This is a genomic window from Bradyrhizobium sp. 132, assembly GCF_023074185.1.
Classification (GTDB): domain Bacteria; phylum Pseudomonadota; class Alphaproteobacteria; order Rhizobiales; family Xanthobacteraceae; genus Bradyrhizobium.
On the sequence record NZ_JADPKY010000006.1, the window covers coordinates 1 to 25,876 of the forward strand.

Consider the following 25,876-nt stretch of genomic DNA (forward strand, 5'->3'; position numbering starts at 1 on the left):
GGGGGGGGGGGTTGCGTCGAGGGGTGGGTGGGCAGGATGCGCCTACAGGCGTCATGGCCGGGCTTGTCCCGGCCATCCACGTTCTTGCCACACGGAAGCGAAGACGTGGATGGCCGGGACAAGCCCGGGCATGACGAGTGTGGAGCTATCGCCCCTTCAACGCTCCGCGCATTCGCGGAGACCCCCTACTCCGTCACCGGCTTGTCGGACACGGCCCAATCCTTGCCGTTGAAGGTCGAGATATAGAGCGTCTTCATCGGTGTGTAGTCGCCGGGCGTGTAGTTGTAATTGACGCCGTCGAGGAAGAACGGCGAGTGGAAGCCGTTGAGGTTCGCGGCCTGCTTGAGCACGCTTTCGCGCGTGAGCTCATCGCCGCAGCGGCGCAGAATCTCGCCCATGGTCACCGCCTGGCCGTAACCGGCATAAGCGATGGTGTTGTCGGGATCGACGCTCGGCAGGTAATTCTTGCGCAGCGTGTCGAACGCGATCACATCTTTATCGTTCTCCCAGGGGCCGGGGCCGGCATCCTTGGAATAACGGATCGCGACGATGCCGGTGGCGTTCTCCAGCCCCGCGGCATTGAGGATCGAGCGGCCGGTCGATCCGGCCGACAGCAACTGCAGCGGCTTCCAGCCGAGTTCGGCGACCTTGCGGATCGACTGCGACGACGCCTTGCCGGTGGAGATGTTGTAGAAGACGTCGGCGCCCGATTTCGAGAGATTGATGAGCTGGGAATCGACGGTCGGATCGGTGAGATCGTAGGTCTGCTCCATGATCACCTTTGCGGTGCCGCCGGAGTCTTCCAAAACCTTCTTGAAGGGCCCGAGGAAGTCGCGGCCAAAATCGTCGTTCTGGTAGAGGATGCCGACCTTGGCATTCGGCTTCACGCTGAGGACGTGCCGCGCCAGGATGCGCGCTTCCGTCGGATAGAGCGGCAGGCCCGCCATCGTCCATTTGAACTCTTTCGGATTGTTCCACTTGGAGGCGCCAGTGTTGAGCAAAAGCTGCGGCACGCCCTTTGAATTCAGGTATTTGTGCACAGCCGTCTGCGGCGCGGTACCGAGCGAGCCGTAGAGCGCCAGCACCTCCTCCTGCTCGACCAGGCGCCGCGTCGCCTCGACACATTTCGGTGCGCTGTAGGCATCGTCCATGGTCAGGAATTTGACCTTGCGTCCGTTGATGCCGCCCTTCTCGTTCAGCATCTGGAAATAGGCCTCGCCGATGCGCCCGAGCACGCCGTAGAGCGAGCCGGGGCCGGAATGCGGCACGGTCTGCCCGATCTTGATCTCGGTGTCGCTGGCACCGGCATCGTATTTCTTCTCCGCGGCCCAGACGTAGGGCGCGGGCAAGGTGGATGCCGCGATGGTCGCAAGCGCGGCGGCGCTGAAATCGCGCCGCGATGGATTCCTGGTCATTGTTTGTTTCTCCCTTGGCGCGCGCATTGTGCTGGCATCGCCGCACGGCTCGCAAGCGGGAAGTCGCCGCTTTGCGACGCAATGACGTCCAAAGCGTCGCGTATAGCGCCTAGACTCAAGTTTTCTCGGCGACCACGACGAGGCCACGCACCGGCTCGTTATTCTCGATGCGTGGCGAGGCCGGCTCCAGGGTGAGGAGCTTGAGGCCGGCCTTCGCCAGCGCATCGCGCGCATATTCCGCCGAATGGGCATAGCGCAGGCCTTCGCCGAGAACGATGCCACTGCCGTCATGCGTCTCCAGCGTGAAGGCGAGCACGCCACCGGGCGCGAGCAGGCGCCTGGCTTCGCCGAGCACCGGCGCGAGATCGGGCAGATAGACGAACGCATCGGCAGCGACGACGAGGTTTGCACTCGCGTCACTCTTGGCGCGCAGGCCTTCGATCATGTCGGCGACTTCGAGCTCGGCATAGAGGGCGGTGGCTCGCGCCTCCTTGATCATGCCGGGCGACAGATCGATGCCGATGAAATGATCGACCTGCTTTGCGAAGGCCGCGGCCGCCAGCCCCGTACCGCATCCGAGATCGATGGCGCGCTTGAACAGGGCGGGCTTCTTCGCGGCCACGCGGGCAGCCACCACTGCCTTGAAGATCAGCGACGGTGCGCGATAGTCGAGATCGTTGATCAGGACATGCTCGAAACGCGGCGCGTATTGATCGAACAAGGCCTGCACGTAGGCCTTGGGCATCTCGGACAATTGCGCGGCGCCGAGGCGTATCAGATGCAGATGAGCACCATGCTGATCGCTCGCATCGCACTCGCGCGATTTTCGAAAGGCCGCAATGGCCTTGTCGCGCTCACCGAGCTGCACGCGGATTTCGCCGAGCGTGAACCAGGCCGAGGTGAAATTCGGCGCAAGCTCGATCGTCTGCTCGAGCAGGTCGGCGGCGGCCGGCAGATCGCCCTTGAGCTGGAGGTCGCGCGCGAACTCGAAGCGGCGGTCGGCCATGAGATCGCCGGAGGTCAGGAACAGGCGCAGGGGCATTGGGGGAACCAGAAAGCGAAGCGGGCGGGTGACTCGAACACGCGGTGGCGCAACCTATATAACAGGCATGCGTCCGCAAGACATCCTGCTGCCCGTCGCGAGCGGCCTGTGCTGCAAGCCCGGCGGCTTCCACATCGACCCCATCCGGCCGGTCGAACGCGCCGTGATCACCCACGGCCATTCCGACCATGCCCGCGCCGGTCACGGCGCGGTGCTGGCGACGCAGGAAACACTGGACATGATGCGGCTGCGCTATGGCGAGAATTTCGCCGGCTCGACGCAGGCGATCCGCTATGGCGAGGAGATCTGGCTCGGCGAGACCAGCGTGAAGTTTCATCCGGCCGGCCATGTGCTCGGTTCGGCGCAGGTCGCGGTCACCTGCAAGGACACCTGCATCGTCGCCTCCGGCGACTACAAGGACGCGCCCGACCCGACCTGCACGCCGTTCGAGCTCGTCCCCTGCGACGTCTTTATCACCGAGGCGACGTTCGGGCTGCCGGTGTTTCGGCATGGCGACGCCGCCGACGAGGTGAAGAAGCTGCTGGCGTCGGTGGCGCTGTTTCCGGAGCGCGCGCATCTCGTCGGCGCCTATTCGCTCGGCAAGGCGCAACGCGTGATCGCGCTGCTGCGCCAAGCGGGCTACGACGCGCCGATCTATCTGCATGGCGCGATGGAGAACATCACACATTACTATCAGAGCCGCGGGATCGCGCTCGGCGAGTTGCGGCCGGTGAAGGGCGTGAAAAAGGCGGCGCTTGCCGGCACCATCACGCTGGCGCCGCCTTCGGCGACCTCGGATATCTGGACGCGGCGGTTTCCCGATCCGGTCACGGCATTCGCCTCGGGGTGGATGCGGGTGCGCGCTCGCGCCCGGCAGCGTGGCATCGAGCTGCCGCTGGTGATCTCGGATCACGCCGATTGGGATGGCCTCACCGCCACGATCGCGGCGACCGGCGCCGGCGAGATCTGGGTCACGCATGGTCAGGAAGATGCGCTGGTGCATTGGTGCCAAAGCAAAGGTTTGCGGGCAAAGCCGCTCGATCTCGTCGGCTATGGCGACGAGGAGGAGACCGAGACACCGCTCGCTGACGAGGCCGAAGCATGAACCGCTTCGCCGAACTTCTCGACCGCCTCGCCTACGAGCCCGGCCGCAACAACAAGCTGCGGCTGATCACCGGCTATTTTCGCGAGGTCGCCGATCCCGACCGCGGCTATGCACTGGCCGCGCTGACCGGCGCGCTCAGCTTCAAGCACGCCAAGCCCGCGCTGATCCGCGACCTGATCGCGTCGCGCACCGATCCGGTGCTGTTTGGATTGTCCTACGACTATGTCGGCGACCTCTCGGAGACGGTGGCGCTGATGTGGCCGAAAGCGGCCATGGCCGCCCACAACAACCCACCGCCGCCGACACTGACCGAGGTCGTCACCACGCTGCGCACGCTCGGCAAGACCGAGCTGCCAAAGCAGCTCGAGCGCTGGCTCGACGAATTGGATGAGACCGGCCGCTGGGCGCTGCTGAAGCTCGTCACGGGCGCGTTGCGCATCGGCATCTCTGCGCGCCTGGCAAAGACCGCGGCTGCCGCGCTCGGCAACAAGGATCCGCATGAGGTCGAGCTGATGTGGCCCGGTCTCGCGCCGCCCTATCTCGACCTGTTCGCCTGGCTGGAAGGCCGCGGCGACAAGCCGGTCAACCGCGATCCCGCGCCGTTCCGCCCCGTGATGCTGGCGCATGCGATCGAGGACACCGATTTCGCACCACTCGATCCGGCCGACTACATCGCCGAATGGAAATGGGACGGCATCCGCGTTCAGGCAGTCGCCGGCCGCGACGAGCACGGCCACATCACAGCCCGGCTCTATTCGCGCACCGGCGAGGACATCACGGGCAGCTTCCCGGATCTGGTGCCCGCGCTGCGCCTGCCGGGCGCCATCGACGGCGAGCTTCTGGTCCTGCGCGAAGGACGGGTGCAGAGCTTTAACGTTCTGCAGCAGCGGCTCAACCGCAAGGTTGTGTCTCCGAAGCTGATCAAGGAATTTCCGATTCATCTGCGCGCCTACGATCTGCTCGGCGACGACGAGAACGATCTGCGCGAGTTGCCGTTCGCGGAGCGGCGCGAGCGGCTTGAGACATTCATCGGGAAGCTCGGCGATCCCCGCATCGATCTCTCGCCCACCGTCCCGTTTGCGAGCTGGGAGGCGCTCACCGCCGCACGCGCCGATCCCGCCGGCGCCGGTGCCGGGGACGACGCGGACGCCGTCGAAGGCGTGATGCTGAAGCGGCGCGATGCGCCCTATTTGCCGGGACGGCCGAAGGGCCAATGGTGGAAGTGGAAGCGCGACCCGCACATCATCGACGCCGTGCTGATGTATGCGCAGCGCGGTCACGGCAAGCGCTCGTCCTATTATTCCGACTACACCTTTGGCGTCTGGACCGCAGGCGCGGGCGGCGACGAGCTGGTGCCGGTCGGAAAGGCCTATTTCGGCTTCACCGACGAGGAGCTGTTGCAGATCGACCGCTTCGTGCGTCGTCATACCACCGAAAAATTCGGCCCCGTCCGCCACGTCGTGCACGAGGGCGACAAGGGGCTGGTGCTGGAGGTTGCCTTCGAGGGGCTGCAGCGCTCGCCGCGGCACAAATCCGGCGTCGCGATGCGCTTTCCCCGCATCAGCCGCCTGCGCTGGGACAAGCCGCCGCGGGAGGCCGACCGGCTGGAAACGCTGGAAAAGATGCTGAAAGCGGAGGCGGCAGAGCTTGATGCGTGAGGGGAGACGGAAGACGGTGCGCCCCCTCGCCCGCTTGCGGGAGAGGGCTGGGGAGAGGGTAGCTCCGCAGTGGGATTCCCCAAGAGGCGAGAGCCCTCACCCGCGCCTTCGGCGCGACCTCTCCCGCAAGCGGGAGAGGTTGCAGCGAGCCTGCGGCACGATCATCCCACAACCAAGGCGAACCCGCCCGCCCGAATTAAAATCCCGTAAACCGATTGACGCGCCGTTGCGGGTTCCCCATGTCCCCCGCCGTGCCCTATGATACGGTCGAATCCGCCCAAGGAGTTTGAGATGGCTCACGACGTCAGAGATTTGCCGGCCGGCCGCAGTGACGGCCTGAACCGCTTTCTCGGCGGCTCGCCGCTGGCGGTCGCGTTTCGCCTGGTCCTGCTCTCGATCCTCGTCGGCGTCGTGCTGGCGGCGATCGGTTTCGATCCCTGGAATATCATCACCAGCATTCGTCTCTTGTTCCAGCGTTTGTGGGATCTCGGCTTCGACACCGTGAACTGGCTGTGGCGCTACTTCCTGCTCGGCGCGGTCATCGTGATCCCGATCTGGCTGCTGATGCGCGTCTTCGGCACGCCGCGCAGGTAAGTCGTTGTTTTGAGCATGATCTTGTCGGAAACCCGCTTCACACTTTTCCGGATCACGCTCTAGGGAGCTAGCGGCCGATGCAACTGCGCTTTGTCGGCTGCGGCGACGCCTTCGGATCCGGCGGCAGGCTCAACACCTGCTTCCACGTCTCGGGGCGCGAGGTCAACTTCCTGATCGATTGCGGCGCGTCGGCTCTGCCGGCGCTGAAGCGACTCGAGATCGACCGCAACGATATCGATCTCATCCTGATCACGCATTTCCACGGCGACCATTTTGCCGGGCTGCCGTTTGTCCTGCTCGACGCGCAATTCTCGCGGCGGACGCGGCCGCTCACCATCGCGGGCCCCAAGGGCATCGAGACGCGGCTGCGTGCGGTGATGGAGGCTCTGTTCGAGCACTCATCGAAGATGCAACAGCGCTTCGAGCTGTCCGTCGTCGAGCTCGCGCCCGAGCAGCGCCGGAGCTTCGGCGCGGTGACGGTGACGCCCTACCCCGTCGTGCACGGCGAATCCGGCGGCCCCTTCCTCGCCTATCGCGTCGAGGCCGAGGGCCGCACGCTGGCCTACAGCGCCGATACCGAATGGACGGAGACGCTCATTCCGCTGGCGCATGGCGCGGACCTTTTCATCGCCGAAGCCTATATGTACGAGAAGGTGGTCAAGAATCACCTCAGCCTGAAGACCTTGGAACAGCATCTGCCGGATATCGGCGCAAAACGCCTCGTCCTCACCCATATGAGCGAGGACGTGCTGTCGCGCCTCGACGACATCGCCCATCTCGCCGCCGAAGACGGCATGGTGCTCGTGTTCTGACATGCACGCCCCCGTTCACTTAGGGATCGGCTCCCGCCAGGTCTTCGCCATCGCAGGTCCCGCGATGGTCGCGAACCTCACCACGCCGCTGATCGGCGTGGTCTCGACCACCGCGATCGGACGGCTGGACGATGCCGCGCTGCTCGGCGGCGTGGCCATCGCGTCCGTCATCTTCGATTGCCTGTTCTGGCTGTTCGGATTCCTGCGCATGAGCACGCTCGCCTTCACGGCGCAGGCGCTGGGCGCCGGCGAGACGCGCGAGCTGACCGCTATCCTGGTGCGCGGCTTCATCGTGGCCGGCCTGATCGGCGTAACGCTGATCGTGCTGCAACTGCCACTGGCCGCCGTGCTGTTCAACCTGATGGGCGGCAGCGAAGGCGTCACGCGCGCGGCGAAAACCTACTTCGTAATCCGGATCTGGTCGGCGCCGCTGGCGCTCGCGAACTACGTCATCCTCGGCTGGCTGGTCGGCCAGGCCCGTGCCAATCCGGCGCTCGCGCTCCAGGTCGTCATCAATCTCGTCAATGCGGCGGCGACGATCCTGCTGGTGCTGGTCTACGACACCGGCATCGCGGGCGCTGCGATCGCGGCGCTGCTGTCCGAAGCGGCCGGATTCGGGCTCGGCCTGATCGTCTGCCGCCGCCATGCGGACAGTGGGTTCGCGGTGCCATACGCGGCCCTGTTCGACCGGGCCAAGCTGATGCGGCTGCTGGCGGTGAATTCCGACATCCTGATCCGCACCGCGGCGCTGATCGCCGTGTTCCTGTTTTTCACCGCCAAGGGCGCGCGGGCCGGCGACGTCACGCTGGCCGCCAATTCCGTGCTCAACAACTTTCTGCTGGTCAGCGCCTTCTTCCTCGACGGTCTTGCGAACGCAGCCCAGCAGCTTTGCGGCCGCACGCTTGGCGCACGCGACGCCAAGGGATTTACGGATTCGACCCGGCTGGTGCTGCTATGGGGGCTCGGCTTCGCGTTGGTCGTGTCCGCGCTGTTCGCGCTGTTTGGGCCGAGCTTGATCGATTTCATGACGGCGAGCGAAGCCGTCCGTCGCGGCGCGCGGGAATTCCTGCCGTTCGTCGTGCTTGCACCCATTCCCGGCGTGTTCGCCTTCGGCTTCGACGGCATCTATATCGGCGCGACCTGGGCGCGCGAGATGCGCAATCTGATGCTGGCCTCGCTCGCGATCTTCTTCGCCGCATGGTGGGCGCTGCAATCGTTCGGCAATGCCGGACTGTGGAGCGCGCTGATTGCCTCCTACGTCTCGCGCGGTGGCTTGCAGGCCGCGCGCTATCCGGCGCAGTTCAGGAAGACGTTTCCGAAGCCGTAGCCCGATTGGCTACATCCCCGGCCAGTCTTCCGCCGTCAGCGTCGCGGCGTCGGCGCCGACGATCTCGGAGAGAGAATCCCTCCCGGTGCGCAAGAGCGTCGAGGTGAGGTCGCGCTTGATCTCGTCGACGAGGCCGAGGCCCTTGTAGATCAGCGACGAATAGAGCTGGATCAGGCTCGCGCCGGCGCGGATTTTCGTCAGCGCGGCGCCGCCCGAATCGACACCACCGACACCGATCAAGGGGAATGCGCCCTCGACCCGCACATAGGTCTCCGCGACCATCCGCGTCGACAGCCGGAACAGCGGCCGGCCGGACAGCCCGCCCTGCTCCTTTGCGCGCATCTCCTCGCGCAACGTGCTCGGCCGCGCGATCGTGGTGTTCGACACGATCATGCCGTCAACCCGGCGCGAGCGCGCGACCTGCACGACGTCGTCGAGCTGGGCGAGGCTGAGGTCCGGCGCGATCTTGAGCAGCACCGGCGTGTCGCCGGCCTTCTGGCGCACCCGCTCGCGCGCGTCGATCACCCTGGCGAGGAGATCGTCGAGCAGCGCGCCTTCCTGCAAATTGCGCAGGCCTGGCGTGTTCGGCGAAGAGACGTTGACGGTGAAATAGCTCGCCACCGGCGCAAAAGTCTCGATCAGCTTCACGTAATCATTGACGCGGTCCGGCGAGTCCTTGTTGGCGCCGACATTGACGCCGACGATACCGCCATGCTGCGCGCGCGCCGCGAGCCGGCGCAACGCGACTTCCGCGCCGTCATTGTTGAAGCCCATGCGGTTGATGACGGCCTCGTCGCGCTCCAGACGAAACAGCCGCGGCCGCGGATTGCCGCTCTGCGGTTTCGGCGTCACCGAGCCGATCTCGACGAAGCCGAAACCGAGCCGCAGCAGCGCATCCGGCACTTCGGCGCTCTTGTCAAAGCCCGCGGCCATGCCGATCGGATTGGAAAAATTGAGCCCGAAAGCGCGCACCGCGAGCTTGGGATCGTCAGCGCGCGGCTTGACCGGCGGCAGGAAACGCAGGCCCTGGATGGCGAGTCGATGGGCATCCTCCGGATCGAGCCAGCGCAACACCGGCAGCGAGAAAGCGTCGAAAGCGCGGATCACGGGGCAAGCTCCGGGACGTCGTGGCCGCCATCGGAGCGCGTGTTGAGGTTGATCACCGCAATCACCGCGCCGAAATCGAGCTCGCCATAAAGATGCGGAAACAGCTCCTCATTGCGCGATCGCTCCCAGCGCAATTCGCTGCCGAGCGCATCGCCGTCAACCTCGACCAGGAACAGCGCGCGCTGCCCAAAATAATGCTTGCGCAAGGTCTCGGGAACCTGGGCCGCGGTGGAGAAATGGATGAATCCGTCGCGCGCATCGTCCGCGCTGCCGCGGTAGACACCCTGCCGTTCCGCCTCGCGCCAGGCCGAGGCCGGACAGATTTTGTAGATCTTGACCACCGCTTACGGAGCCCTTTGAGTTGCTTGGGTTTTTTCGTCTCTTGCGGGTCTTAAAACCCGGGCGCGACCGTAATGGCGCCCCCGTCCGAACTCAAGAGTTAGAGCCATTTCCGGTCCGATGAAATCGAACCGGGACTCTAAATTCTTGTTTGACGCGTTTTCTTTGCGCGAACCGGCATCTACTTCGCTTGAAAACGCTTTCCCGCCCCTTGCGCGAAAAACGGAAAACCGGTTGATTTGAGGATAGTTTTCCTGAGTTGCGACGGGCTGGACCTTCCATGGTCAGGCAGGCCAATGCGCAGAGGATGCTCACTCACGACCAGATCTGGGTCGCACTGGATCGGCTGGCGGCGCGCGCCGGCTTGTCGCCGTCCGGCCTCGCCAAGCGCGCCGGGCTCGACCCCACCACCTTCAACAAGTCCAAGCGCGTCACCGCCGACGGCCGCGAGCGCTGGCCCTCGACCGAATCGATCGCGAAAGCGCTGGCGGCGGCGGATTCGTCGATCGACATTTTTGCCAGGCTGGTCGGCGACGAGACCGGCGACGGCCGCTCGGTACCGCTGCTCGGCTTCGCGCTGGCCGGCGCGAGCGGCGCCTTCGACGAGGCCGGCTTTCCCATCGGCAAGGGCTGGACCGAATTTGCGCTTCCCACCGCCGAGGACAGCCGCAGCTTCGCGCTGCACATTTCCGGCGAAGCGCTGCAGCCCGCCTATCGCGACGGCGACGTCATCCTGGTCTCGCCGGGCGCGCCGATCCGCAAAGGGGATCGCGTGGTGGTGAAGACAAGAGCGGGCGAGGTGACGGTCGCGACGCTGAAGCGCCGCACGGCAAAGACGCTGGACTTGCAGCCGCTCGATGCCTCACAGGCCGAGCGCACGATGGCGGCGAGCGACGTGGCATGGGTCGCAAGGATCGTATGGGCAAGCCAGTGAGGGAGCGTTATGCGCCGCACACTCGGCGTCGTCCTGGCGAAAGCCAGGACCCATTACCCCAGGGAGCAGTAGTCACGAGAGGTGGTCACTCCGAATCCCCGTAACCACATCCGACGGTGGTTATGGGTCCTGGCTTTCGCCAGGACGACATTGTGGAGAGATCACGCAAACAACAAATTGGACACCCTCACGCACTCCGCGCCAGCGCGCCGTCGATCATGTTCATCGCGTTCTGCACGCCATACACCGCGACAAAGGAGCCGAAGCGCGGGCCCTTTTCCTGGCCGAGCAGCACCTGGTAGAGCATGTTGAACCAGTCGAGTGTCACGCCCGGACGACCGTCCTTGCCCTTCTTGACCTGGTCGAGGAACGGCTCGCGGCGGCCGATCTCGTAGACGACGTTCTGGATGTCCTCCGGCGTTGCGTCCTGGGAAAGCTGCGATAGCGCGTCGCGCAGATCCTGGAGCGCTGCGCGCTCCGTCTCGGTCGGTTCGCGGAACGTCTTCGTCGGCGCCACGAAGTCGCGATAATAGTTGATGGCATAGCCGACCATCGCATCGAGCTTGGGATGCGTCTGCGGCGACACGCCCGGACGATAGCGGCCAATAAAACCCCACAGCGTCTCGGCATTCTCCGCGTTCGACGACGACACCAGCGTCAGCAAGAGCTGGAACGTGACGGGCATATCGAACTTCGGCGGGTTGCCACTGTGGACATGCCAGACCGGATTGCCGAGCTGCTGCTTGGCGTCCTGCTTGGCAAAGCCGTCGATGAACTGCTGGTAGTCGTCGACGTTGCGCGGGATGACGTCGAAATACAGCCGCTTGGCCGCCTTCGGCTCGCGATACATGAACAACGACAGCGATTCCGGCGAGGCGTAGCGGAGCCATTCGTCGATGGTGAGGCCGTTGCCCTTCGACTTCGAGATCTTCTGGCCCTTGTCGTCGAGGAAGAGCTCGTAGTTGAAGCCTTCCGGCGGCGTGGCGCCGAGCGCCCTCGCGATCGCGCCGGAGAGTTTTACGGAATCGATCAGGTCCTTGCCGGCCATCTCGTAATCGACGCCGAGCGCGACCCAGCGCATCGCCCAATCGGCCTTCCATTGGCACTTGACGTTGCCGCCGGTCACGGGCGTCTCGACTTCCTGGCTGGTATCGGGGTCGACATAGGTCACCGTGCCGGCCGCAACGTCGCGGCGGATCATCGGCACCTGCAGCACGACACCCGTGGTCTTGCTGATCGGGAGGAACGGCGAATAGGTCGCGCGGCGGTCGGGTCCGAGCGTCGGCAAGATGATCGCCATCACCTTGTCGTAGGCCGCCAGCATCTTGAGCAGCGTCGCGTCGAAACGGCCGGACGTATAATATTCGGTCGAGCTCGCGAATTCGTAGTCGAAGCCGAAATGATCGAGGAAGGCGCGCAGCCGCGCATTGTTGTGGTGCCCGAACGACGGGTACTCGTTGGAGAACGGATCCGGCACGCGCGTCAGCGGCTTGCCGAGATGCGCGGCCAGCATCTCCTTGTTGGGGACGTTGTCGGGCACTTTCCGAAACCCGTCCATGTCGTCGGAGAACGCGAGCAGGCGCGTCTTGATCTTGTTTTCGGTCAGCACATGGAAGGCATGCCGCACCATCGATGTGCGCGCGACCTCGCCGAAGGTGCCGATATGCGGCAGGCCGGACGGGCCGTAGCCGGTTTCGAACAGCACCTCGTCCTTCGGGCTTTTCTTCAGCCGCGCGACAATGGCCTTCGCCTGCTCGAACGGCCAGGCATTGGATTGTTCGGCGAGCGCACGCAGATCGCTCGGATTCGCGGCAAGATCGATAACGGACATCTAGGAGCCTCCGGGCCGCGGAAAATAGCGATTTCCGGGCAGAATGCAATTTTGTGAGACCCTCACCCTGAGGAGCGCGCTCTTCGCGCGCGTCTCGAAGGGCGAGGCCACCAGCGGGGCCTTCATCCTTCGAGACGCTTGCTGCGCAAGCTCCTCAGGATGAGGAATTGGTAACGACGCGTGGGACTAAAACGGGCTCACCGAGAAATACCGCAGCCACAGATCCGTGTAGCGGCCTTTTTCCCAGACACGGAACATCGCCCAGTTCAGGGCCTGGCGCAGCACGTCGTTGCCCTTGCGCACGGCGATGCCGATGCCCTCGCCGAAGAAGCGGCTCTCGACGAAGGGGCCGCCGGAGAAGGCGCAGCAATCGCCGGAATCGGAGCCGTTGATCCAGAACGCGAGCGAGATGGCGTCCCCGAAGATGAAATCGACCTCACCCTTGCGTAAAGCACTCCGCATAACGTCGTCGTTGGGATACGGGTGCAGCTCGGCATCGGTGAACATCGCCTTGAGATAGGCTTCATGCGCGGAGCCGGCGATGACGCCGACCTTCTTGCCCTCGAGATATTCGGGCCGGATCTCCGGCATCACCGCGTCCTTGCGCGAGGCGAAGCGCGCCGGCACGCGGTAATAGGGATCGGTGAAGTCGACGCGGGCGCGGAGCTGCGGGCTCACCGCCATCGAGGCGATGATGGCATCGCCCCGGTTGGAGGCGAGCGCGTCCACCAGCGTCTCGAAGCGGCGCATCTGCACCGTGCAGGTGACCTTGATCTCCTCGCACAGCGCGCGGGCGAGATCGACGTTGAAGCCGGCCGGATTGCCGTCGGCGCCGGTGTAGTTGAAGGGCGGATAGTCGGTCTCGGTCAGGAAACGGATCACGGTCAGACGCGACAGGTCCGGCCGCTCCGGCCGCCGCCGCGGGTCCCAGAAGCCGGGCACGGCCTGCGGGGCCGCCTGGGGTCTCACCTGCGGTGTGGCTTCGGGCACCGCGGAAGGCTGCTTGGCCGGAGTCTGGGCTTTTGCGCCGGGCAGGCTTGCGAGCAGACAAACGCCGGCCGCCAGCCCAAGCAGGACACGGCGCACGGTCTGAAGCGGTTTTACCTGTCGCGATGCGGCCATCGGCGGGAAATGAACGAATTTCGTTGAGATCGGAGGGCCTTATAGACCATCCGGCCGGGAACGCGAGCGCCGATTGCGTTTAGACGGGGGACCTTCAGAGATACCGCTTCAGCTCCACCGCGGCCTCTTCCGGCGTGCGCTTCAGGTTGAACGGCGAGACGAAGCGGCCGTCGCGGTCCATCAGATAGATCAGCGCGGTGTGGTCCATGGTGTAGTCGCCGTCCTTGGTCGGGACCTTCTTGGCGTAGACCCGGTAGGAGGTGATCACCTTGGCGGTCTCGGCGGGATCGCCAGAGAGGCCTTCGAGGTGCGGGTCGAAGCTCGACAGATAGTCCTTCATCGCCGCGATCGTATCGCGCTCGGGATCGACCGAGATGAAGACCGCGTTGACCTTGTCGGCATCCTTGCCCAGCGCGCGCAGCACTTCCGAGATCTCGAACAGCGAGGTCGGGCAGACATCGGGGCAATGGGTGTAGCCGAAGAAGATCAGGGTCGGCTTGCCCTTCAGGTTCTTGTCCGTGAAGGCCTTGCCGTTCTGGTCGGTGAGCTGGAACGGGCCGCCGATCGCGGCCGGCTGCGCCACCTTGCTGACTCCGCCCATGGCCCAGAATACGATCAGGAGTCCGAGAACGAGGCTTGCAGCGAAGGCGGTCGCGATTACCAGCGGACGGGCGGCTGAACTCATGGGCGGAAAACTTCCTGTCGCGGGTCAGAAGCAGGCGGCAAAGCCAGTCCTGATCATTTCGAAGAACACCTGGCTGCCATAGTGGAACCAGAGCGCGAGCACGCCGAGCACGACCAGGCCGCCGACGCCAGCACCTGCCAACAGCAACACGAACGGCGTCCGGCCGGCAGTGGGCGAATTGTCCGATACAGGATGGGTAGGGTGCAGTGGTTGAGCCATGACAACGATCGGGGCGAAGGCCCTGGTTCCCAGGCTTTCAGATAGGCTTTGGGCCGCCTGGGGGCAAGGCGCCGCTGGCGACCCAAAAGGATCCCGTCATGCTGAGGGTCTCAGTGAAAGACCTGGCCCCGAGCGGACTCGAGCTGTTCCGCTTCCGGCAGAGACCGGCGCGACGGCGGCTTGATCGCCGACGCCTGCGCGTCCAGGTAGCAGGGCTTGTACATGGCCTGGAGCTGTCTGCCCCTCAGGAACAGCATATGCGGGGTGAGGCCGCCGCGCTGATTGATCCAGCGTTTCACCTGCGACGGATACATCGCATAGAGCATCTGGGTCGCTTCGGAATTGGTGACGGCGCGGCCATTGGTGCCGAAATCCCAGGCGGCGTGGAAGCCCAGCGTCGCATGCGAGGTCACACAGATACGGTCATGCGGGATGGCGCCGAGGACGATGGTGCAGGCCGAGGCGCAGAGGCCGTCGATGATGACGGTATCACCGGACTGGCGCAGGTCCTGGTATTTGTCGACGTAGGTCCCGATCCGGCCGCCGCGGTCATCCGCGATCCGGACCACCGCGTGAGAAGCCCCCATGCTCGCGATCAGGAGAACCGCCGCGAGCAACCCCGTCAGAAATTTCATTATCCCCCGCCCCAGTCGAATTCGAATCTGTGTGTCAGGTGGTGATGCCCTGCTAGGGTCCGTCGTAACCGCGGTTTTGTCTAGGCATGCCGGCTCGCTCAAAACAAATTCAAATCCAGTGTTGCGCCCGCGCTGCACTCGGGCGGTCTTTTCCCGAAGTGGAACAAGTTAACGATGGCTTCCGCGCCATACTCTTGATCTCAGTTGCAACCGCTGGCTTCAATCCGGGCAACTACAGGGGGAACCGATGGAGGGGGAACACTTGGCTAAACACTTGGCTGAAGAGACAGACGTCATCGTCGTCGGCGCAGGATTGTCGGGCCTCGTGGCCGCAACCGAGATCGCCGATGCGGGCAAGCGAGTGATCGTGGTCGACCAGGAGGGCGAGCAGTCGCTCGGCGGCCAGGCGTTCTGGTCGTTCGGCGGATTGTTTCTGGTCGATTCGCCGGAGCAGCGCCGGCTCGGCATCAAGGATTCCTACGAGCTTGCGCTGCAGGACTGGCTTGGCACCGCCGGCTTCGACCGCGACGAGGATTTCTGGCCGCGCCAATGGGCCGAGGCTTATGTGGGATTCGCGGCCGGCGAGAAGCGCGACTGGCTGCGTGCGATGGGCCATCGCATCTTCCCCGTGGTCGGATGGGCCGAGCGCGGCGGCTATGACGCGATGGGCCACGGCAATTCGGTGCCGCGCTTTCATGTCACCTGGGGCACCGGCCCCGGCATCGTCGAGCCGTTCGAGCGTCGCGCGCGCGAGGCCGTCAGAAGCGGCCGGCTGAGCTTCAGGTTCCGCCACCGCGTCGATGCGCTGTCGGTCACCAACGGCACGGTGGATGGCGTCAGCGGCGCCATTCTCGCCGCCGACAATGTCGAGCGCGGCAAGAGTTCGTCGCGCAGCGTCGTCGGCGAGTTTGCGTTGAAGGCGCAAGCCGTGATCGTGGCGTCCGGCGGCATCGGCGGCAATCACGAGCTGGTGCGGCAGAACTGGCCGAAGCGGCTCGGTACACCGCCGAAATTCATGATCTCCGGCGTGCCCGAGCATGTCGACGGCCGCATGATCGGCATCACCGAGACATCGGGCGCGCGGCTGATCAACCGCGACCGCATGTGGCATTATGTCGAAGGCATCCAGAACTGGAATCCCATCTGGCCGCGCCACGGCATCCGCATCCTGCCCGGCCCGTCCTCGATGTGGTTCGACGCCACCGGCACGCGATTGCCGGCGCCGCTCTTCCCCGGCTCCGACACGCTCGGCCAGCTCCAATACATCATGTCCACCGGTTATGATTATTCCTGGTTCATCCTGACCCAGAGCATCATCAAGAAGGAGTTTGCGCTGTCGGGCTCGGAGCAGAACCCCGATCTCACCGGCAAGAGCTGGCGGATGACCTTGCGCCGCGCCATCAACAAGGGCGCGCCGGCGCCGGTGGAAGCGTTCAAAAGCCATGGTGTCGACTTCATCGTGCGCGACAAGATCGAGGATCTCGTTACGGCGATGAACAAGCTCGCTGGCAGCGACCTCCTCAAGCTCGAGCACATCAGGATGCAGATCGAGGCGCGCGACCGCGAGATCGCCAATCCTTACGTCAAGGATGCGCAGGTGATGAACATCCACAATGCGCGGCGCTATATCGGCGACAGGCTGATCCGCACGGCTCCCCCGCACCGCATCCTCGATCCCGCGCAGGGACCGCTGATCGCGGTCAAGCTCAACATCCTCACCCGCAAGACGCTGGGCGGTTTCGAGACCGACCTCTCCTCGCGCGTGTTCGGCGAGGAGGGCAGCGTCATTCCGGGCCTCTACGCAGTGGGCGAAGCCGCCGGCTTCGGCGGCGGCGGCGTGCACGGTTATCGCTCGCTGGAAGGCACGTTCCTCGGCGGCTGCCTGTTCTCGGGCCGCAATGCCGGACGCGCGGCGGCGAAGGCGGTGAGCTAGATCATGCGGCGGTGGATGCGCATCGCGGCGCTTGTTGCGGCATTGGCCGCCGCCTCGGCTGCGTCCGCCGATATGATCGACATCGACGGCGTGAAGCGGTCCTACACCGCGCAACTGCCGGCGAAGCGGCTTGTGCCGCTCGTGGTCGTGCTGCATGGCAAGACCCAGCGCGGCGCCGACATGATGACGCGGACGGCATGGCCGCAGGTCGCAAAGCGCGAAGGGTTTGCCGTGGTCTTTCCCGATGGCCTCAACCACGCATGGGCCGACGCGAGGACCAAGGCGGGACCCGCGCTCCGTGGCCCGCCCAAAGGCACCGACGACGTCGCCTTCATCGCAAAGCTCGTCGAGAAGCTGGTGGCGAACGGCACCGCGGACCCTCGCCGCGTCTATGTCACCGGCATCTCCAATGGCGGCGCCATGGCGATGACGCTGGTCTGCGCCCGCGCCGATCTGTTTGCTGCCGGCGCGAGCGTGATCATGAATCTCACCGACGAGGCCGCCGTCACGTGCCATCCGTCGCGACCGCTGCCGATGCTGTTGATGAACGGTACGGCCGACCCGCTGGTCCCCTACGAGGGCGGCCGCGGATCGAGCTATTATGCCGCAGACGGGTTCTGGTCCACCGACGAGACGCTGGCGTTCTGGCGCAAGCTCAACGGCTGCGAGACCGACAACGCCGACATGACCGATTTGCCCGACAGGGCGCCCGCAGACCAGTCCACTGTCACACGGATCTCCTCGCGCTGTCCTGATGGGCACGACGTCGTGCTTTATCGCATCAATCGAGGCGGTCACCGCATGCCCGGATTTTCTCCGGATGCCCGCTTTCCGAAGGTCGCAGCCGGCCTGCTCGGGCCGCAGAACGGCGACATCGACGGTGCCGAGACGATCTGGACTTTTTTCAGCCAGTTTCCGTAGGGAGTGCATGCATCGCCGGGCACGCATGCGCCGCGGGCAACGCATGCGTGCCCGGCAACACATGCGTGCTCGGGGTGGCAGGGAGCAAGCCGCTGCGCTAGACAGGGCCGCCATTCAAAGGAGATCCCCCAATGAGCATTCAGCGTCTTGAAGCCGGCCCGCGCATGAGCCAGGTCGTCGTGCACGGCAACACCGTCTATCTCGCCGGTGTCGTCGCCAACAACGCCGCCGGCGAAAGCGTGACCAAGCAGACCCAGGACATCCTGGCGACCATCGACAGCCATCTCGCCAAGGCCGGCACCGACAAGTCGAAACTGCTCTCGGCCACGATCTACATCACCGACATGAAGACGTTCGGCGAGATGAACGCGGTGTGGGACGCCTGGGTCTCGCCCGGCAATACCCCGGCGCGCGCCACCGTCGAAGCCAAGCTCGCAGCGGCGCAATACACCGTCGAGATCATGGTCACCGCGGCGAAGTAAGCTTACGACAACATTTACGCGCGGCTGAAGCGCGATGAAATATCATCGCGCTTCAGAGCGACCGCCGCAATCACGCCAACCGATACGCAGCCTTCGCATTCACGCCGAACGCCTTGTCGCGCACATGCGCGCCGAGCCTTATCAGGCACGCCTCCAGCGCCCCCTTGATCTCGCCGTAGCTGCCCGCAAGCAGGCACACCGGCCAATCCGAGCCAAAAATCAGGCGATCCTCGCCAAAGCATTTCGCGGCGTGCGCGACGAACGGAAACAGCCGCTCCGCATCCCAATCGTTCCACACCGCTTCCGTCGCCAGCCCCGAGACTTTGCACCAGACATTGCCGCAGACCCCGATTGCGGCGATGCGATCGGACCATTCGTTGCTTCCACCGTCCGCGATCGGCGGCTTGGCGGCGTGGTCGAGCACGAAGCGCGCCTGCGGGAAGGCCTGTGCGGTTGCGATCGCCGCCGGCAACTCGCGGGCTCGGACGAGGAAATCGTAGGCGAGATCGTGTGCGAACACCGCCGTGAGGCCACGCTGAACGTCCTCGCGCAGCAGCCAGTCCGGATCGGCCTCGTCATGCACCTGGTGGCGGATGCCGACCAGCTTGTCGCCGCCGGGCGAAGCGCGCAGCCGGTCCAGCGTTTCACCAAGTGCAGCATCGGTCAGATCAGCCCAGCCGACGACGCCAACGACAAATGGGTTTTCATGCGCGATCCGCAAAAAATCCTCGGTCTCCTCCAGCGCCGAGCGGCATTGCACCACGATGCTGGCGTCGATGCCGTTCGCTTCCAACAACGGCGCGAGATCGGCCGGACCGAGGGCGCGGCGAATCGGCGTGAGCTCGGGCGCGTCCATCCAGGGATAGTCGGCGCGCGCCGGGTCCCAGAAATGCTGATGTCCGTCGATGATCATGCCTTTACGCTCCGCCCGGCAATGGTGCGTGGACGTCGACGAGGTTTCGCGCACGCAGCTCCTGCCAGAACGCCGCCGGCACCGCCTTTTCCGACATCGCGATGTTGTCGGCAACTTCCGCGGCATTGCGGGCGCCCATCACGGCGACCGTCACGGCCGGATGGGCCATGCAGAACTGCAGCGCGGCGGCTTTCAGCTCGGTGCCGTGCTTGCGGCAGAGCTCGTCGAGTGCGAGCGCACGGGCAACGAGTGCCGCATCGGCGTCCTGATAGTCGAACTTCGCGCTCGAGTGCGGATTGGCCAAAATGCCGCTGTTGTAGATGCCGCCGAGCAGGATGCCGATGTTCTTGGCGGCGCAGACCGGGAACAGCGCATCCAGCGCGCCCTGATCGAGCAGCGTGTAGCGGCCGGCGAGCAGGAAACAGTCGACCGGAACGGCCTCTGCAAACCGCACCAGCATTTCCGACTGGTTCATGCCGGCGCCGATTGCCTTGACCGTGCCGTCGGCGCGCAGGCGCTGGAGCGCGCCAAAGGCACCGGCCACGGCGTCGTCATAGTGATCGTCGGGATCATGCACCAGCAAGACGTCGACGCGGTCGAGCCCAAGACGCGCCAGGCTCTCCTCCACCGATCGCATCACGCCGTCATAACTGAAATCGAACACCGGCCGCTCGCGCGACGTGCCCTTGTAATGCGCGTCCTCGGCGGCAGCGCCATCGGGCGCACGCAGCAGACGGCCGACCTTGGTGGAGATGGCGTAGGAGTCACGCGGCTGTTGTCGCAGGAATGCGCCAAGGCGTCGCTCCGCGAGGCCAAAGCCGTACAGCGGCGCGGTGTCGAAGAAGCGGATTCCGAGCGACCAGGCGCGGGCGATCGTCGCTTCCGCATCGGCATCGCTGACGGGGGTGAACAATCCGCCGAGCGGGGCGGAACCGAGGCCGAGTGACGTGACGTCGAGAGAGCCGAGCCGCGACCTTTTCATTCCCATTGCCTTCCAAGAGCCTGCTTTCGAAAGTCCCGCTTCCGAAAGTATCGGTTCCAACAGCCAAGATCATCTCTCCCGCTTGCGAAAACCGCAAGCGGGAGAGGCACGCAGGAGCGCGGGGCTGGGGCCGCTCCTATTTCAACATCTGCGCAACGTTGTCCTTGGTCACGAGATCGAGGCCGGTATAGACGATCTCCGGCACCTTCTCGCCTTTCTTGATGGCGAGCAGCGTATCCATCGCCTTCTCGCCCATCTCCAGGGGACGCTGGCCAACCAGCGCATTGGCATAGCCATCGCGCAACAGCTCGAGCTGCATCTTCAGCGTATCGGCGACGACAAGCGTGAACTTGCCGGAATCGATATCCTTCTTGTACCTGGAGGCGAAGGCCTTGAAGCCTTCGGGGGCGAACATCGGCCAGCCGCCGATGGGAACGATCGCGGCGAGGTCGGGCGTTGCAGTGCGCATGTCGGTCATCTGCTGAACCGCCAGCGCGGGATCGTCGTTGCAGAACGTCGGAGAGCCGGCGACTTCGATCCATTTCGAGCCCTTCAGCGCCTCGCGGACGCCGTCGACGCGTTCGGCGAGGTTCTTGGCGCCGGGACCACCCGAGACCATGGCGTATTTGCCGCCGTCGGGCCGCAGCTTCAACAGTTGCTTGCCGAGTGCGACGCCGAACTCCTTGTTGTTGGTGCCGATATAGGCGATTCGCTTGGAGCCAGGTGCATCGGCATCGAAGGTGATGACCGGGATGCCGGCCGCGGTCGCCGCCTCGATCGACTTCGACATGGCCGCGACGTCGGCGACCGAGATCGCGAGGCCGTCGACCTTCTGAGTGACGAAGTCCTGAATGATCTGGGCCTGCGTCGCCGGCTCGTGCTCCACGGGCCCCTTGTAGATACACTCGATATTGCCGAGCTCCTTGGCACGCTTCAGGCAGCCGTCGCGCGCGAAGTCGAAGAACGGATTGTTCATCGCCTTGGGCACGATCACGAAACGGTAGTTCGCAGCAAACATCGGCGTTGCCATCATCGCGACGGCGATGCCGGCAAGAAGAAATTTCTTCATCGTCTCCTCCACCCTTCTTTGGCGCCCATCCTCTTAAGATTGTCCGGGAAGCGGACAGGCGGCATTTTCGTTGGCTTCCCGGAACGACGTCATTTCAGATCATCCGCGAACGGATGCGGTCGACCAGCACGGCCAGGATGATGATCACGCCCACCAGCGTCTGCTGCCAGTAGGAGCTCACCTGGGCGAGCACGAGGCCGTTGCGGATCACCTCGAGCAGCACGCAGCCGACGATGGCCCCTAACGGACCGCCGATGCCGCCGGCGAGATTGGCACCGCCGATGACGGCCGCGGCGATCACGTTGAGCTCGTAGGACGTCGCCATGTTGGCCGGCGCCGACCCAAGCCAGCCGGAGATGATGATGCCCTGGAGGCCCGCGGCGAGCGCGCAGGTCACATAGACCTCGATCTTCACCCGCACGACAGGGATGCCGGTGAGTTCGGCCGCCTTCTCGTTGCCGCCGAGCGCGAACACGTGGCGGCCGAAGCCCGTGTGGTGCAGCACCACAGCCATCGCCAGCGCGAGGACCACGAGATAGATGAAAGGCACGGGCACGCCGAGCACGTCGCCCGAGGTGAGCGCATAGAAATAATCGGCATCCGGTCCACCAGGAAAGCTGCCGCGGCCGTTGGAGACGACATAGCCGAGCCCGCGCACGATCGAGAGCATGCCCAGCGTGGTGACGAAGGGCGACAGGCCGAGCACGGCGATACAGAAGCCGTTGACGAGACCGGCGAGCAGCGCGACGCCGAGGCCGGCGAGGATCGAGAGCAGCAGGATCAGGCCGGGGACATTGGCCAGCACAGTCTTGCCGTCGGCCGCCATGTGGACGAACAGGGAGCCTGCGGCCGAGCCGGGTGACGACAGCTCGGTCATCACCATCGAGGTGATCATGGCGGAGAAGCACATCATCGAGCCGACCGACAGATCGATGCCGCCGGTGATGATCACGAAGGTGACGCCCAGGGTGGCGATGGCGATGAAGGAAAAGTTCTTCGCCACGTTCTGGATGTTGCCTTCGGTAAAGAAATACGGGCTGGCGAAATGCATGACCACCAGCAGCACCGCCAGCGCCAGCAGGACATAGCCGGTCTGGGAGGCAAAGATGCCGCGCTGCCACCATCTGATCCGGCCGACATTGGTGAAGCTGATCGGAGATTCCATGGGCATGGCCATCATGCCGCCTCCTTCGCGCCGGTGATCAGGGCGGTGACCTCCTCGGGGGAGGTTTGGTGGATCGGCTTGTCGGCCCGTTTCTCGCCGCGGCGCATGACGACGACGCGATCGCACACCGCGAACACGTCGGGCATGCGGTGCGAGATCAGCATCACGGCAACGCCCTGCTCCTTCAGCCGGTGGATCAGGCCGAGCACCTGCTCGACCTGGCGGACCGAGATCGCGGCCGTAGGCTCGTCCATCATCACCAGCCTGGCGTTGGAGAGCCGCGTCCGCGCGATCGCAACCGCCTGGCGCTGTCCGCCCGACATCTGCTTGACGAGATCGTCGGGGCGCGTCTCCGAGCGCAGCTCGCCGAACAGCTCCAGCGCACGCGCCGCCATCGCATTGTGATCGAGCAACGCGAGCGGGCCGAACCTGCGCTTCAGCTCGCGGCCGAGGAAGACGTTGGCGGCAGCCGTCAGATTGTCGGCGAGCGCAAGGTCTTGGTAGACGACCTCGATGCCGACGCCGCGGGCATCGACGGGCCGGTTGAAATGGACCGCGCTGCCGGCGAAGCGGATTTCGCCGTGGCTGGGGCGGAAATTTCCGGCGATGATCTTGACCAGCGTCGACTTGCCCGCACCGTTGTCGCCCATCAGGCCGACGACCTCGCCGGGGAGGACCTGCAGGTCGACGCTGTGAAGCGCGCGGATTGCGCCGAACTCCTTGCCGATGCCGGTCAGCTCGAGGACCGGTGTCGCTTCAGTATTTGTCATCAGCGGCCTTCCTCAGACGTAGCGGTTGACCAGGGATTCCAGATATTCCTGCCGGCCCGAGCGCGGCTGCGGGTCGAAGCCCGGGCCGAGCGCGCGGTCGGCAAGTTCGGCGAGCGAGCGCTGGCCGCCAAGAATGGCGCGGCCCTCGGGCCCGGCCCATCCCTCGTAGCGTTTCGCAAGCGGCGCAGTGAGGGCGCCGGCGTCGAGCATGTCCGCGGCAGCGAGGAGGGCGCGCGCGCAGGCATCCATCGAGCCGACATGGGCATGGATCAAATCATCAGGGTCGATCGACTGGCGGCGGATCTTGGCGTCGAAATTCAGGCCCCCCGAGGTGAAGCCGCCACGGTTCAGCAGCTCGTGGAACACCAAAGCGAGCTCCGGCACGTTCATCGCGAACTGGTCAGTGTCCCAGCCGAGCAAATCGTCGCCACGGTTGATGTCGAGCGAGCCGAACACACCCAGCGCCTCGGCAAGCGCGACCTCGTGATGGAAGGAGTGACCGGCGAGGATCGCGTGGTTCTGCTCGATGTTGAGCTTGACGTCCTTCAGCAAATCGTAGCGCGCGAGGAAGCCGTAGCAGGTGGCGACGTCGAAATCATATTGATGCTTGGTCGGCTCCTTCGGCTTCGGCTCGATCAGGATCGGGCCCTTGAAGCCGATCTTGTGCTTGTGCTCGACGACGAGCGAGACGAAGCGGCCGAGTTGGTCGAGCTCGCGCTTGAGATCGGTGTTGAGCAGCGTCTCATAGCCCTCGCGCCCGCCCCACAGCACGTAGTTCTGGCCGCCGAGCCGGTGCGTCACCTCCAGCGCGGCGCGGACCTGGCCGGCGGCATAGCTGAATATCTCCGGGTCCGGATTGGTGGCCGCGCCCGCCATGTAGCGGCGATGCGTGAACAAATTGGCGGTGCCCCAGAGCAGGCGCACTTTGCTTGAGGCCATCTTTGCTTCGAACAGGTCGGCGATCGCGTTGAGGTTGGCGGCGGACTCGCGGAGCGAAGCGCCTTCCGGCGCCGCATCGACGTCGTGGAAGGTGAAGAAGGGCACGTCGAGGAGGCGGAACAGCTCGAAAGCGACGTCGGCCTTGGCGCGCGCCTGCGCCATCGCATCGGTGCCCTGGTGCCAGGGCCGCAGGAACGTCTCGCCGCCAAAGGGATCGCCGCCCGGCCAGCACAACGAGTGCCAGTAGCAGACCGCAAAGCGCAGATGGTCCTCCATCCTGCGGCCATGGACGAGGCGGTCCTTGTCGTACCAGCGGAAGGCGGGCGTGTTTCCCGCATCCTTGCCGGCGAAGGCGACAGGCGCGCTTGCATCGAAGAATTTCACTGACGCGTTCACTCAGGCACACTCCTTCAACGCCGGATAAAGCTCCCGCCAGCGGCGATAGGCCTCGTCATAGGCTGCGCTGACGGATGCGCGAGGCGTAAAGCTCGCAAGCCGCCGCGGACGGGTGCAAACCGCAGCAGCGTCTTCGCCGGTGGCGGCGAGCCGGCCGAGCCTGGAGGCGCCGAGCGCCGCGCCGACCTCGCCTTCCTCGACGCGGTGGACGGGAATGCCGAGCACATCGGCGCAGATCTGCGCCCACAGCGGCGAGCGCGAGCCGCCGCCGACGAGATCGACCTCGGAAAGCGGCCCGCTGGCCGCGCTCAGCGCCGCCAGATTGTCGCGCGCGGCGAAGGCGACGCCTTCGAGCACGGCCTGGACGATCTGGGAGCGGCCGGTCGCACCGCGCAGGCCGACGAGGGCGCCGCTGGCGGCGGCATCGTTGTGCGGCGTGCGCTCGCCGTCGAGATAGGGCAGGAATTTGACCGGGCTCGGTCCATCGACACGCTCGCCGAGCGGCGCCAGCAGCGCAGGCGCAGGCGTCTCCATCACGCCCGCGAGCCAGGCCAGCGACGCCGCAGCCGACAGCATCACGCCCATCTGATGCCAGCGGCCGGGCAGCGCGTGACAGAACGCATGCACCGCCGAGGCCGGCGCCGGCGCGAACCGATCGGTAACGCGGAACACCACACCTGAGGTTCCCAGAGACAGGAACGCATCGCCCGGCGCGATTGCGCCGAGCCCGATCGCGCTCGCGGCGTTGTCGCCGGCTCCTCCGGCCACCACGACCTCGCGAGCCATGCCCCAGCGTTGCGCGTAGTCCGGCGCGAGCACCGCGCTGACATCGCTGCCGTCGACGAGGCGCGGCATATGGTGCAGATCGAGCCCCGTGGCATGCAGCAGCAGGGCCGACCAGCGGCGCAGACCGACGTCGAGCCACAGCGTGCCAGCCGCGTCCGACATGTCCTCGGCCATCTCGCCGGTCAGGCGATAGCGCACATAGGCCTTCGGCAGCAGCACCTTTGCTATCCGCGCGAAGATTTTCGGCTCGTGCCTGGCGACCCAGAGCAGCTTCGGCGCGGTGAAGCCGGGCATGGCCAGATTGCCTGATATCGTGTGCAGCGACGGGCAGCGACGCTCCAGCGCAACGCATTCGGCGTGCGAGCGGCCATCGTTCCAGAGGATCGCGGGACGCAGCGGCCGTCCATCCTCATCCAGCAGCGTCGCGCCGTGCATCTGGCCCGATAGCCCGATGCCGCGCACCTGCGCGACCTCACGCGGATGGCGGGCGGCAAGATCGTCGACCGCGCCGACCGCCGCATCGACCCAGGCATCGGGATCCTGCTCGGACCACAGCGGCGCAGGATGCGACAGCGACAGCTCGCGCGCCGCCGTCGCGAGGACCGCGCCGGCTTCGCTCACGAGCACCGCTTTCACACCGGATGTGCCGATGTCGATTCCGAGATCCACGCCATCCTCCCTGTCGCCTGTTGCGG

Annotated in this window: 25 protein-coding genes; 9 read left to right on the forward strand and 16 right to left on the reverse strand. The window is 65.3% G+C overall.

Features of this window, described 5'->3' with window-relative positions:
- Positions 1-185 precede the first annotated feature (185 nt).
- Together IVA74_RS00045 and IVA74_RS00050 are read right to left on the reverse strand one after the other, a co-directional pair.
- The gene (locus IVA74_RS00045) at positions 186-1,415 is read right to left on the reverse strand and encodes an ABC transporter substrate-binding protein (protein WP_247338625.1); all 1,230 of its coding nucleotides are present in this window, start codon (positions 1,413-1,415) and stop codon (positions 186-188) included.
- 115 nt (positions 1,416-1,530) lie between these two features.
- Entirely contained in the window at positions 1,531-2,457 is a 927-nt protein-coding gene (locus tag IVA74_RS00050; protein WP_247338626.1) for a methyltransferase domain-containing protein, read from the reverse strand.
- 67 nt (positions 2,458-2,524) lie between these two features.
- On the opposite strand from IVA74_RS00050, the gene IVA74_RS00055 reads away from it, so the two are divergent.
- The 5 genes from IVA74_RS00055 to IVA74_RS00075 all read left to right on the forward strand — a co-directional run bounded on the left by IVA74_RS00055 (position 2,525) and on the right by IVA74_RS00075 (position 7,953).
- A complete protein-coding gene (locus IVA74_RS00055; RefSeq protein WP_247338628.1) occupies positions 2,525-3,562 on the forward strand; it encodes a ligase-associated DNA damage response exonuclease in 1,038 nt (345 codons plus the stop codon).
- Complete coding sequence (locus IVA74_RS00060; RefSeq protein WP_247338629.1) at positions 3,559-5,220, forward strand: ATP-dependent DNA ligase; 1,662 nt, start codon at positions 3,559-3,561, stop codon at positions 5,218-5,220. The genes IVA74_RS00055 and IVA74_RS00060 overlap by 4 nt, the downstream gene beginning before the upstream one ends.
- A 291-nt stretch (positions 5,221-5,511) precedes the next feature.
- Positions 5,512-5,814 carry a DUF6460 domain-containing protein gene (locus IVA74_RS00065; protein WP_247338631.1) on the forward strand — a complete coding sequence of 101 codons (303 nt, stop codon included), beginning with the start codon at positions 5,512-5,514 and terminating at the stop codon, positions 5,812-5,814.
- Positions 5,815-5,891: 77 nt separating this feature from the next.
- Entirely contained in the window at positions 5,892-6,626 is a 735-nt protein-coding gene (locus IVA74_RS00070; RefSeq protein ID WP_247338633.1) for an MBL fold metallo-hydrolase, read from the forward strand.
- Position 6,627: 1 nt separating this feature from the next.
- Entirely contained in the window at positions 6,628-7,953 is a 1,326-nt protein-coding gene (locus IVA74_RS00075; RefSeq protein WP_247338635.1) for an MATE family efflux transporter, read from the forward strand.
- 9 nt (positions 7,954-7,962) lie between these two features.
- Here IVA74_RS00075 and IVA74_RS00080 read toward each other — a convergent pair whose 3' ends face one another.
- Positions 7,963-9,060, reverse strand: coding sequence for a quinone-dependent dihydroorotate dehydrogenase (locus tag IVA74_RS00080; protein WP_247338637.1), 1,098 nt, complete (start codon positions 9,058-9,060; stop codon positions 7,963-7,965).
- Positions 9,057-9,401 carry a DUF952 domain-containing protein gene (locus tag IVA74_RS00085; RefSeq protein WP_247338639.1) on the reverse strand — a complete coding sequence of 115 codons (345 nt, stop codon included), beginning with the start codon at positions 9,399-9,401 and terminating at the stop codon, positions 9,057-9,059. Before IVA74_RS00085 ends, IVA74_RS00080 begins: the two co-directional genes overlap by 4 nt.
- 278 nt (positions 9,402-9,679) lie before the next feature.
- On the opposite strand from IVA74_RS00085, the gene IVA74_RS00090 reads away from it, so the two are divergent.
- Positions 9,680-10,333 (forward strand): helix-turn-helix transcriptional regulator, encoded by a 654-nt coding sequence (locus tag IVA74_RS00090; RefSeq protein WP_247338641.1) that lies wholly within the window; start codon positions 9,680-9,682, stop codon positions 10,331-10,333.
- A 187-nt stretch (positions 10,334-10,520) separates the two neighbouring features.
- Here IVA74_RS00090 and IVA74_RS00095 read toward each other — a convergent pair whose 3' ends face one another.
- From IVA74_RS00095 to IVA74_RS00115, 5 genes are all read right to left on the reverse strand, one after another.
- Positions 10,521-12,164 carry a lysine--tRNA ligase gene (locus tag IVA74_RS00095; protein ID WP_247338642.1) on the reverse strand — a complete coding sequence of 548 codons (1,644 nt, stop codon included), beginning with the start codon at positions 12,162-12,164 and terminating at the stop codon, positions 10,521-10,523.
- A 186-nt stretch (positions 12,165-12,350) separates the two neighbouring features.
- Entirely contained in the window at positions 12,351-13,286 is a 936-nt protein-coding gene (locus IVA74_RS00100) for a transporter substrate-binding domain-containing protein (RefSeq protein ID WP_247338644.1), read from the reverse strand.
- Between the two features lie 94 nt (positions 13,287-13,380).
- The gene (locus IVA74_RS00105; protein WP_247338646.1) at positions 13,381-13,971 is read right to left on the reverse strand and encodes an SCO family protein; all 591 of its coding nucleotides are present in this window, start codon (positions 13,969-13,971) and stop codon (positions 13,381-13,383) included.
- 24 nt (positions 13,972-13,995) lie between these two features.
- Positions 13,996-14,190 carry a hypothetical protein gene (locus IVA74_RS00110; RefSeq protein WP_247338648.1) on the reverse strand — a complete coding sequence of 65 codons (195 nt, stop codon included), beginning with the start codon at positions 14,188-14,190 and terminating at the stop codon, positions 13,996-13,998.
- Positions 14,191-14,300: 110 nt separating this feature from the next.
- A complete protein-coding gene (locus IVA74_RS00115; protein ID WP_247338649.1) occupies positions 14,301-14,825 on the reverse strand; it encodes a hypothetical protein in 525 nt (174 codons plus the stop codon).
- Positions 14,826-15,099: 274 nt separating this feature from the next.
- Between IVA74_RS00115 and IVA74_RS00120 the strand changes: the two genes are divergently transcribed.
- The 3 genes from IVA74_RS00120 to IVA74_RS00130 all read left to right on the forward strand — a co-directional run bounded on the left by IVA74_RS00120 (position 15,100) and on the right by IVA74_RS00130 (position 18,161).
- The gene (locus IVA74_RS00120) at positions 15,100-16,758 is read left to right on the forward strand and encodes an FAD-binding dehydrogenase (RefSeq protein ID WP_247338651.1); all 1,659 of its coding nucleotides are present in this window, start codon (positions 15,100-15,102) and stop codon (positions 16,756-16,758) included.
- Between the two features lie 3 nt (positions 16,759-16,761).
- Positions 16,762-17,679, forward strand: coding sequence for a PHB depolymerase family esterase (locus IVA74_RS00125; protein WP_247338653.1), 918 nt, complete (start codon positions 16,762-16,764; stop codon positions 17,677-17,679).
- Positions 17,680-17,810: 131 nt separating this feature from the next.
- On the forward strand, positions 17,811-18,161 hold the full coding sequence (locus tag IVA74_RS00130) for a RidA family protein (protein ID WP_247338655.1): 351 nt from the start codon (positions 17,811-17,813) through the stop codon (positions 18,159-18,161).
- Positions 18,162-18,231: 70 nt separating this feature from the next.
- Here the strand turns inward: IVA74_RS00130 and IVA74_RS00135 are convergent, their stop codons facing one another.
- The 7 genes from IVA74_RS00135 to xylB form a co-directional block, all read right to left on the reverse strand.
- Positions 18,232-19,074: an amidohydrolase family protein gene (locus tag IVA74_RS00135; RefSeq protein ID WP_247338657.1), complete on the reverse strand. Its 843-nt coding sequence runs from the start codon at positions 19,072-19,074 to the stop codon at positions 18,232-18,234.
- 4 nt (positions 19,075-19,078) lie between these two features.
- Positions 19,079-20,056, reverse strand: coding sequence for an aldo/keto reductase (locus tag IVA74_RS00140; RefSeq protein WP_247338658.1), 978 nt, complete (start codon positions 20,054-20,056; stop codon positions 19,079-19,081).
- 136 nt (positions 20,057-20,192) lie between these two features.
- Positions 20,193-21,125: a sugar-binding protein gene (locus IVA74_RS00145; RefSeq protein WP_247338660.1), complete on the reverse strand. Its 933-nt coding sequence runs from the start codon at positions 21,123-21,125 to the stop codon at positions 20,193-20,195.
- A gap of 94 nt (positions 21,126-21,219) precedes the next feature.
- Positions 21,220-22,302: an ABC transporter permease gene (locus IVA74_RS00150; protein ID WP_247338765.1), complete on the reverse strand. Its 1,083-nt coding sequence runs from the start codon at positions 22,300-22,302 to the stop codon at positions 21,220-21,222.
- Positions 22,302-23,060, reverse strand: coding sequence for an ATP-binding cassette domain-containing protein (locus IVA74_RS00155; RefSeq protein ID WP_247338662.1), 759 nt, complete (start codon positions 23,058-23,060; stop codon positions 22,302-22,304). Before IVA74_RS00155 ends, IVA74_RS00150 begins: the two co-directional genes overlap by 1 nt.
- A 12-nt stretch (positions 23,061-23,072) precedes the next feature.
- Positions 23,073-24,395 carry a xylose isomerase gene (gene xylA, locus IVA74_RS00160; RefSeq protein ID WP_247338665.1) on the reverse strand — a complete coding sequence of 441 codons (1,323 nt, stop codon included), beginning with the start codon at positions 24,393-24,395 and terminating at the stop codon, positions 23,073-23,075.
- Positions 24,396-25,850, reverse strand: a complete 1,455-nt coding sequence (gene xylB, locus IVA74_RS00165) for a xylulokinase (protein WP_247338667.1) — start codon at positions 25,848-25,850, stop codon at positions 24,396-24,398.
- Positions 25,851-25,876 lie beyond the last annotated feature (26 nt).

Excerpts from the sequence above, each read along its gene's own strand:
- IVA74_RS00100 (WP_247338644.1), bottom strand. The coding sequence starts at position 13,286 with ATGGCCGCATCGCGACAGGTAAAACCGCTTCAGACCGTGCGCCGTGTC.
- IVA74_RS00060 (WP_247338629.1), top strand. The coding sequence starts at position 3,559 with ATGAACCGCTTCGCCGAACTTCTCGACCGCCTCGCCTACGAGCCCGGC.
- IVA74_RS00050 (WP_247338626.1), bottom strand. The coding sequence starts at position 2,457 with ATGCCCCTGCGCCTGTTCCTGACCTCCGGCGATCTCATGGCCGACCGC.
- IVA74_RS00055 (WP_247338628.1), top strand. The coding sequence starts at position 2,525 with ATGCGTCCGCAAGACATCCTGCTGCCCGTCGCGAGCGGCCTGTGCTGC.
- IVA74_RS00140 (WP_247338658.1), bottom strand. The coding sequence starts at position 20,056 with ATGAAAAGGTCGCGGCTCGGCTCTCTCGACGTCACGTCACTCGGCCTC.
- IVA74_RS00155 (WP_247338662.1), bottom strand. The coding sequence starts at position 23,060 with ATGACAAATACTGAAGCGACACCGGTCCTCGAGCTGACCGGCATCGGC.
- IVA74_RS00110 (WP_247338648.1), bottom strand. The coding sequence starts at position 14,190 with ATGGCTCAACCACTGCACCCTACCCATCCTGTATCGGACAATTCGCCC.
- IVA74_RS00070 (WP_247338633.1), top strand. The coding sequence starts at position 5,892 with ATGCAACTGCGCTTTGTCGGCTGCGGCGACGCCTTCGGATCCGGCGGC.
- IVA74_RS00135 (WP_247338657.1), bottom strand. The coding sequence starts at position 19,074 with ATGATCATCGACGGACATCAGCATTTCTGGGACCCGGCGCGCGCCGAC.
- IVA74_RS00045 (WP_247338625.1), bottom strand. The coding sequence starts at position 1,415 with ATGACCAGGAATCCATCGCGGCGCGATTTCAGCGCCGCCGCGCTTGCG.
- IVA74_RS00125 (WP_247338653.1), top strand. The coding sequence starts at position 16,762 with ATGCGGCGGTGGATGCGCATCGCGGCGCTTGTTGCGGCATTGGCCGCC.
- IVA74_RS00095 (WP_247338642.1), bottom strand. The coding sequence starts at position 12,164 with ATGTCCGTTATCGATCTTGCCGCGAATCCGAGCGATCTGCGTGCGCTC.
- IVA74_RS00130 (WP_247338655.1), top strand. The coding sequence starts at position 17,811 with ATGAGCATTCAGCGTCTTGAAGCCGGCCCGCGCATGAGCCAGGTCGTC.
- IVA74_RS00075 (WP_247338635.1), top strand. The coding sequence starts at position 6,628 with ATGCACGCCCCCGTTCACTTAGGGATCGGCTCCCGCCAGGTCTTCGCC.
- IVA74_RS00145 (WP_247338660.1), bottom strand. The coding sequence starts at position 21,125 with ATGAAGAAATTTCTTCTTGCCGGCATCGCCGTCGCGATGATGGCAACG.
- IVA74_RS00090 (WP_247338641.1), top strand. The coding sequence starts at position 9,680 with ATGGTCAGGCAGGCCAATGCGCAGAGGATGCTCACTCACGACCAGATC.
- IVA74_RS00065 (WP_247338631.1), top strand. The coding sequence starts at position 5,512 with ATGGCTCACGACGTCAGAGATTTGCCGGCCGGCCGCAGTGACGGCCTG.
- IVA74_RS00115 (WP_247338649.1), bottom strand. The coding sequence starts at position 14,825 with ATGAAATTTCTGACGGGGTTGCTCGCGGCGGTTCTCCTGATCGCGAGC.
- IVA74_RS00105 (WP_247338646.1), bottom strand. The coding sequence starts at position 13,971 with ATGAGTTCAGCCGCCCGTCCGCTGGTAATCGCGACCGCCTTCGCTGCA.
- IVA74_RS00150 (WP_247338765.1), bottom strand. The coding sequence starts at position 22,302 with ATGGCCATGCCCATGGAATCTCCGATCAGCTTCACCAATGTCGGCCGG.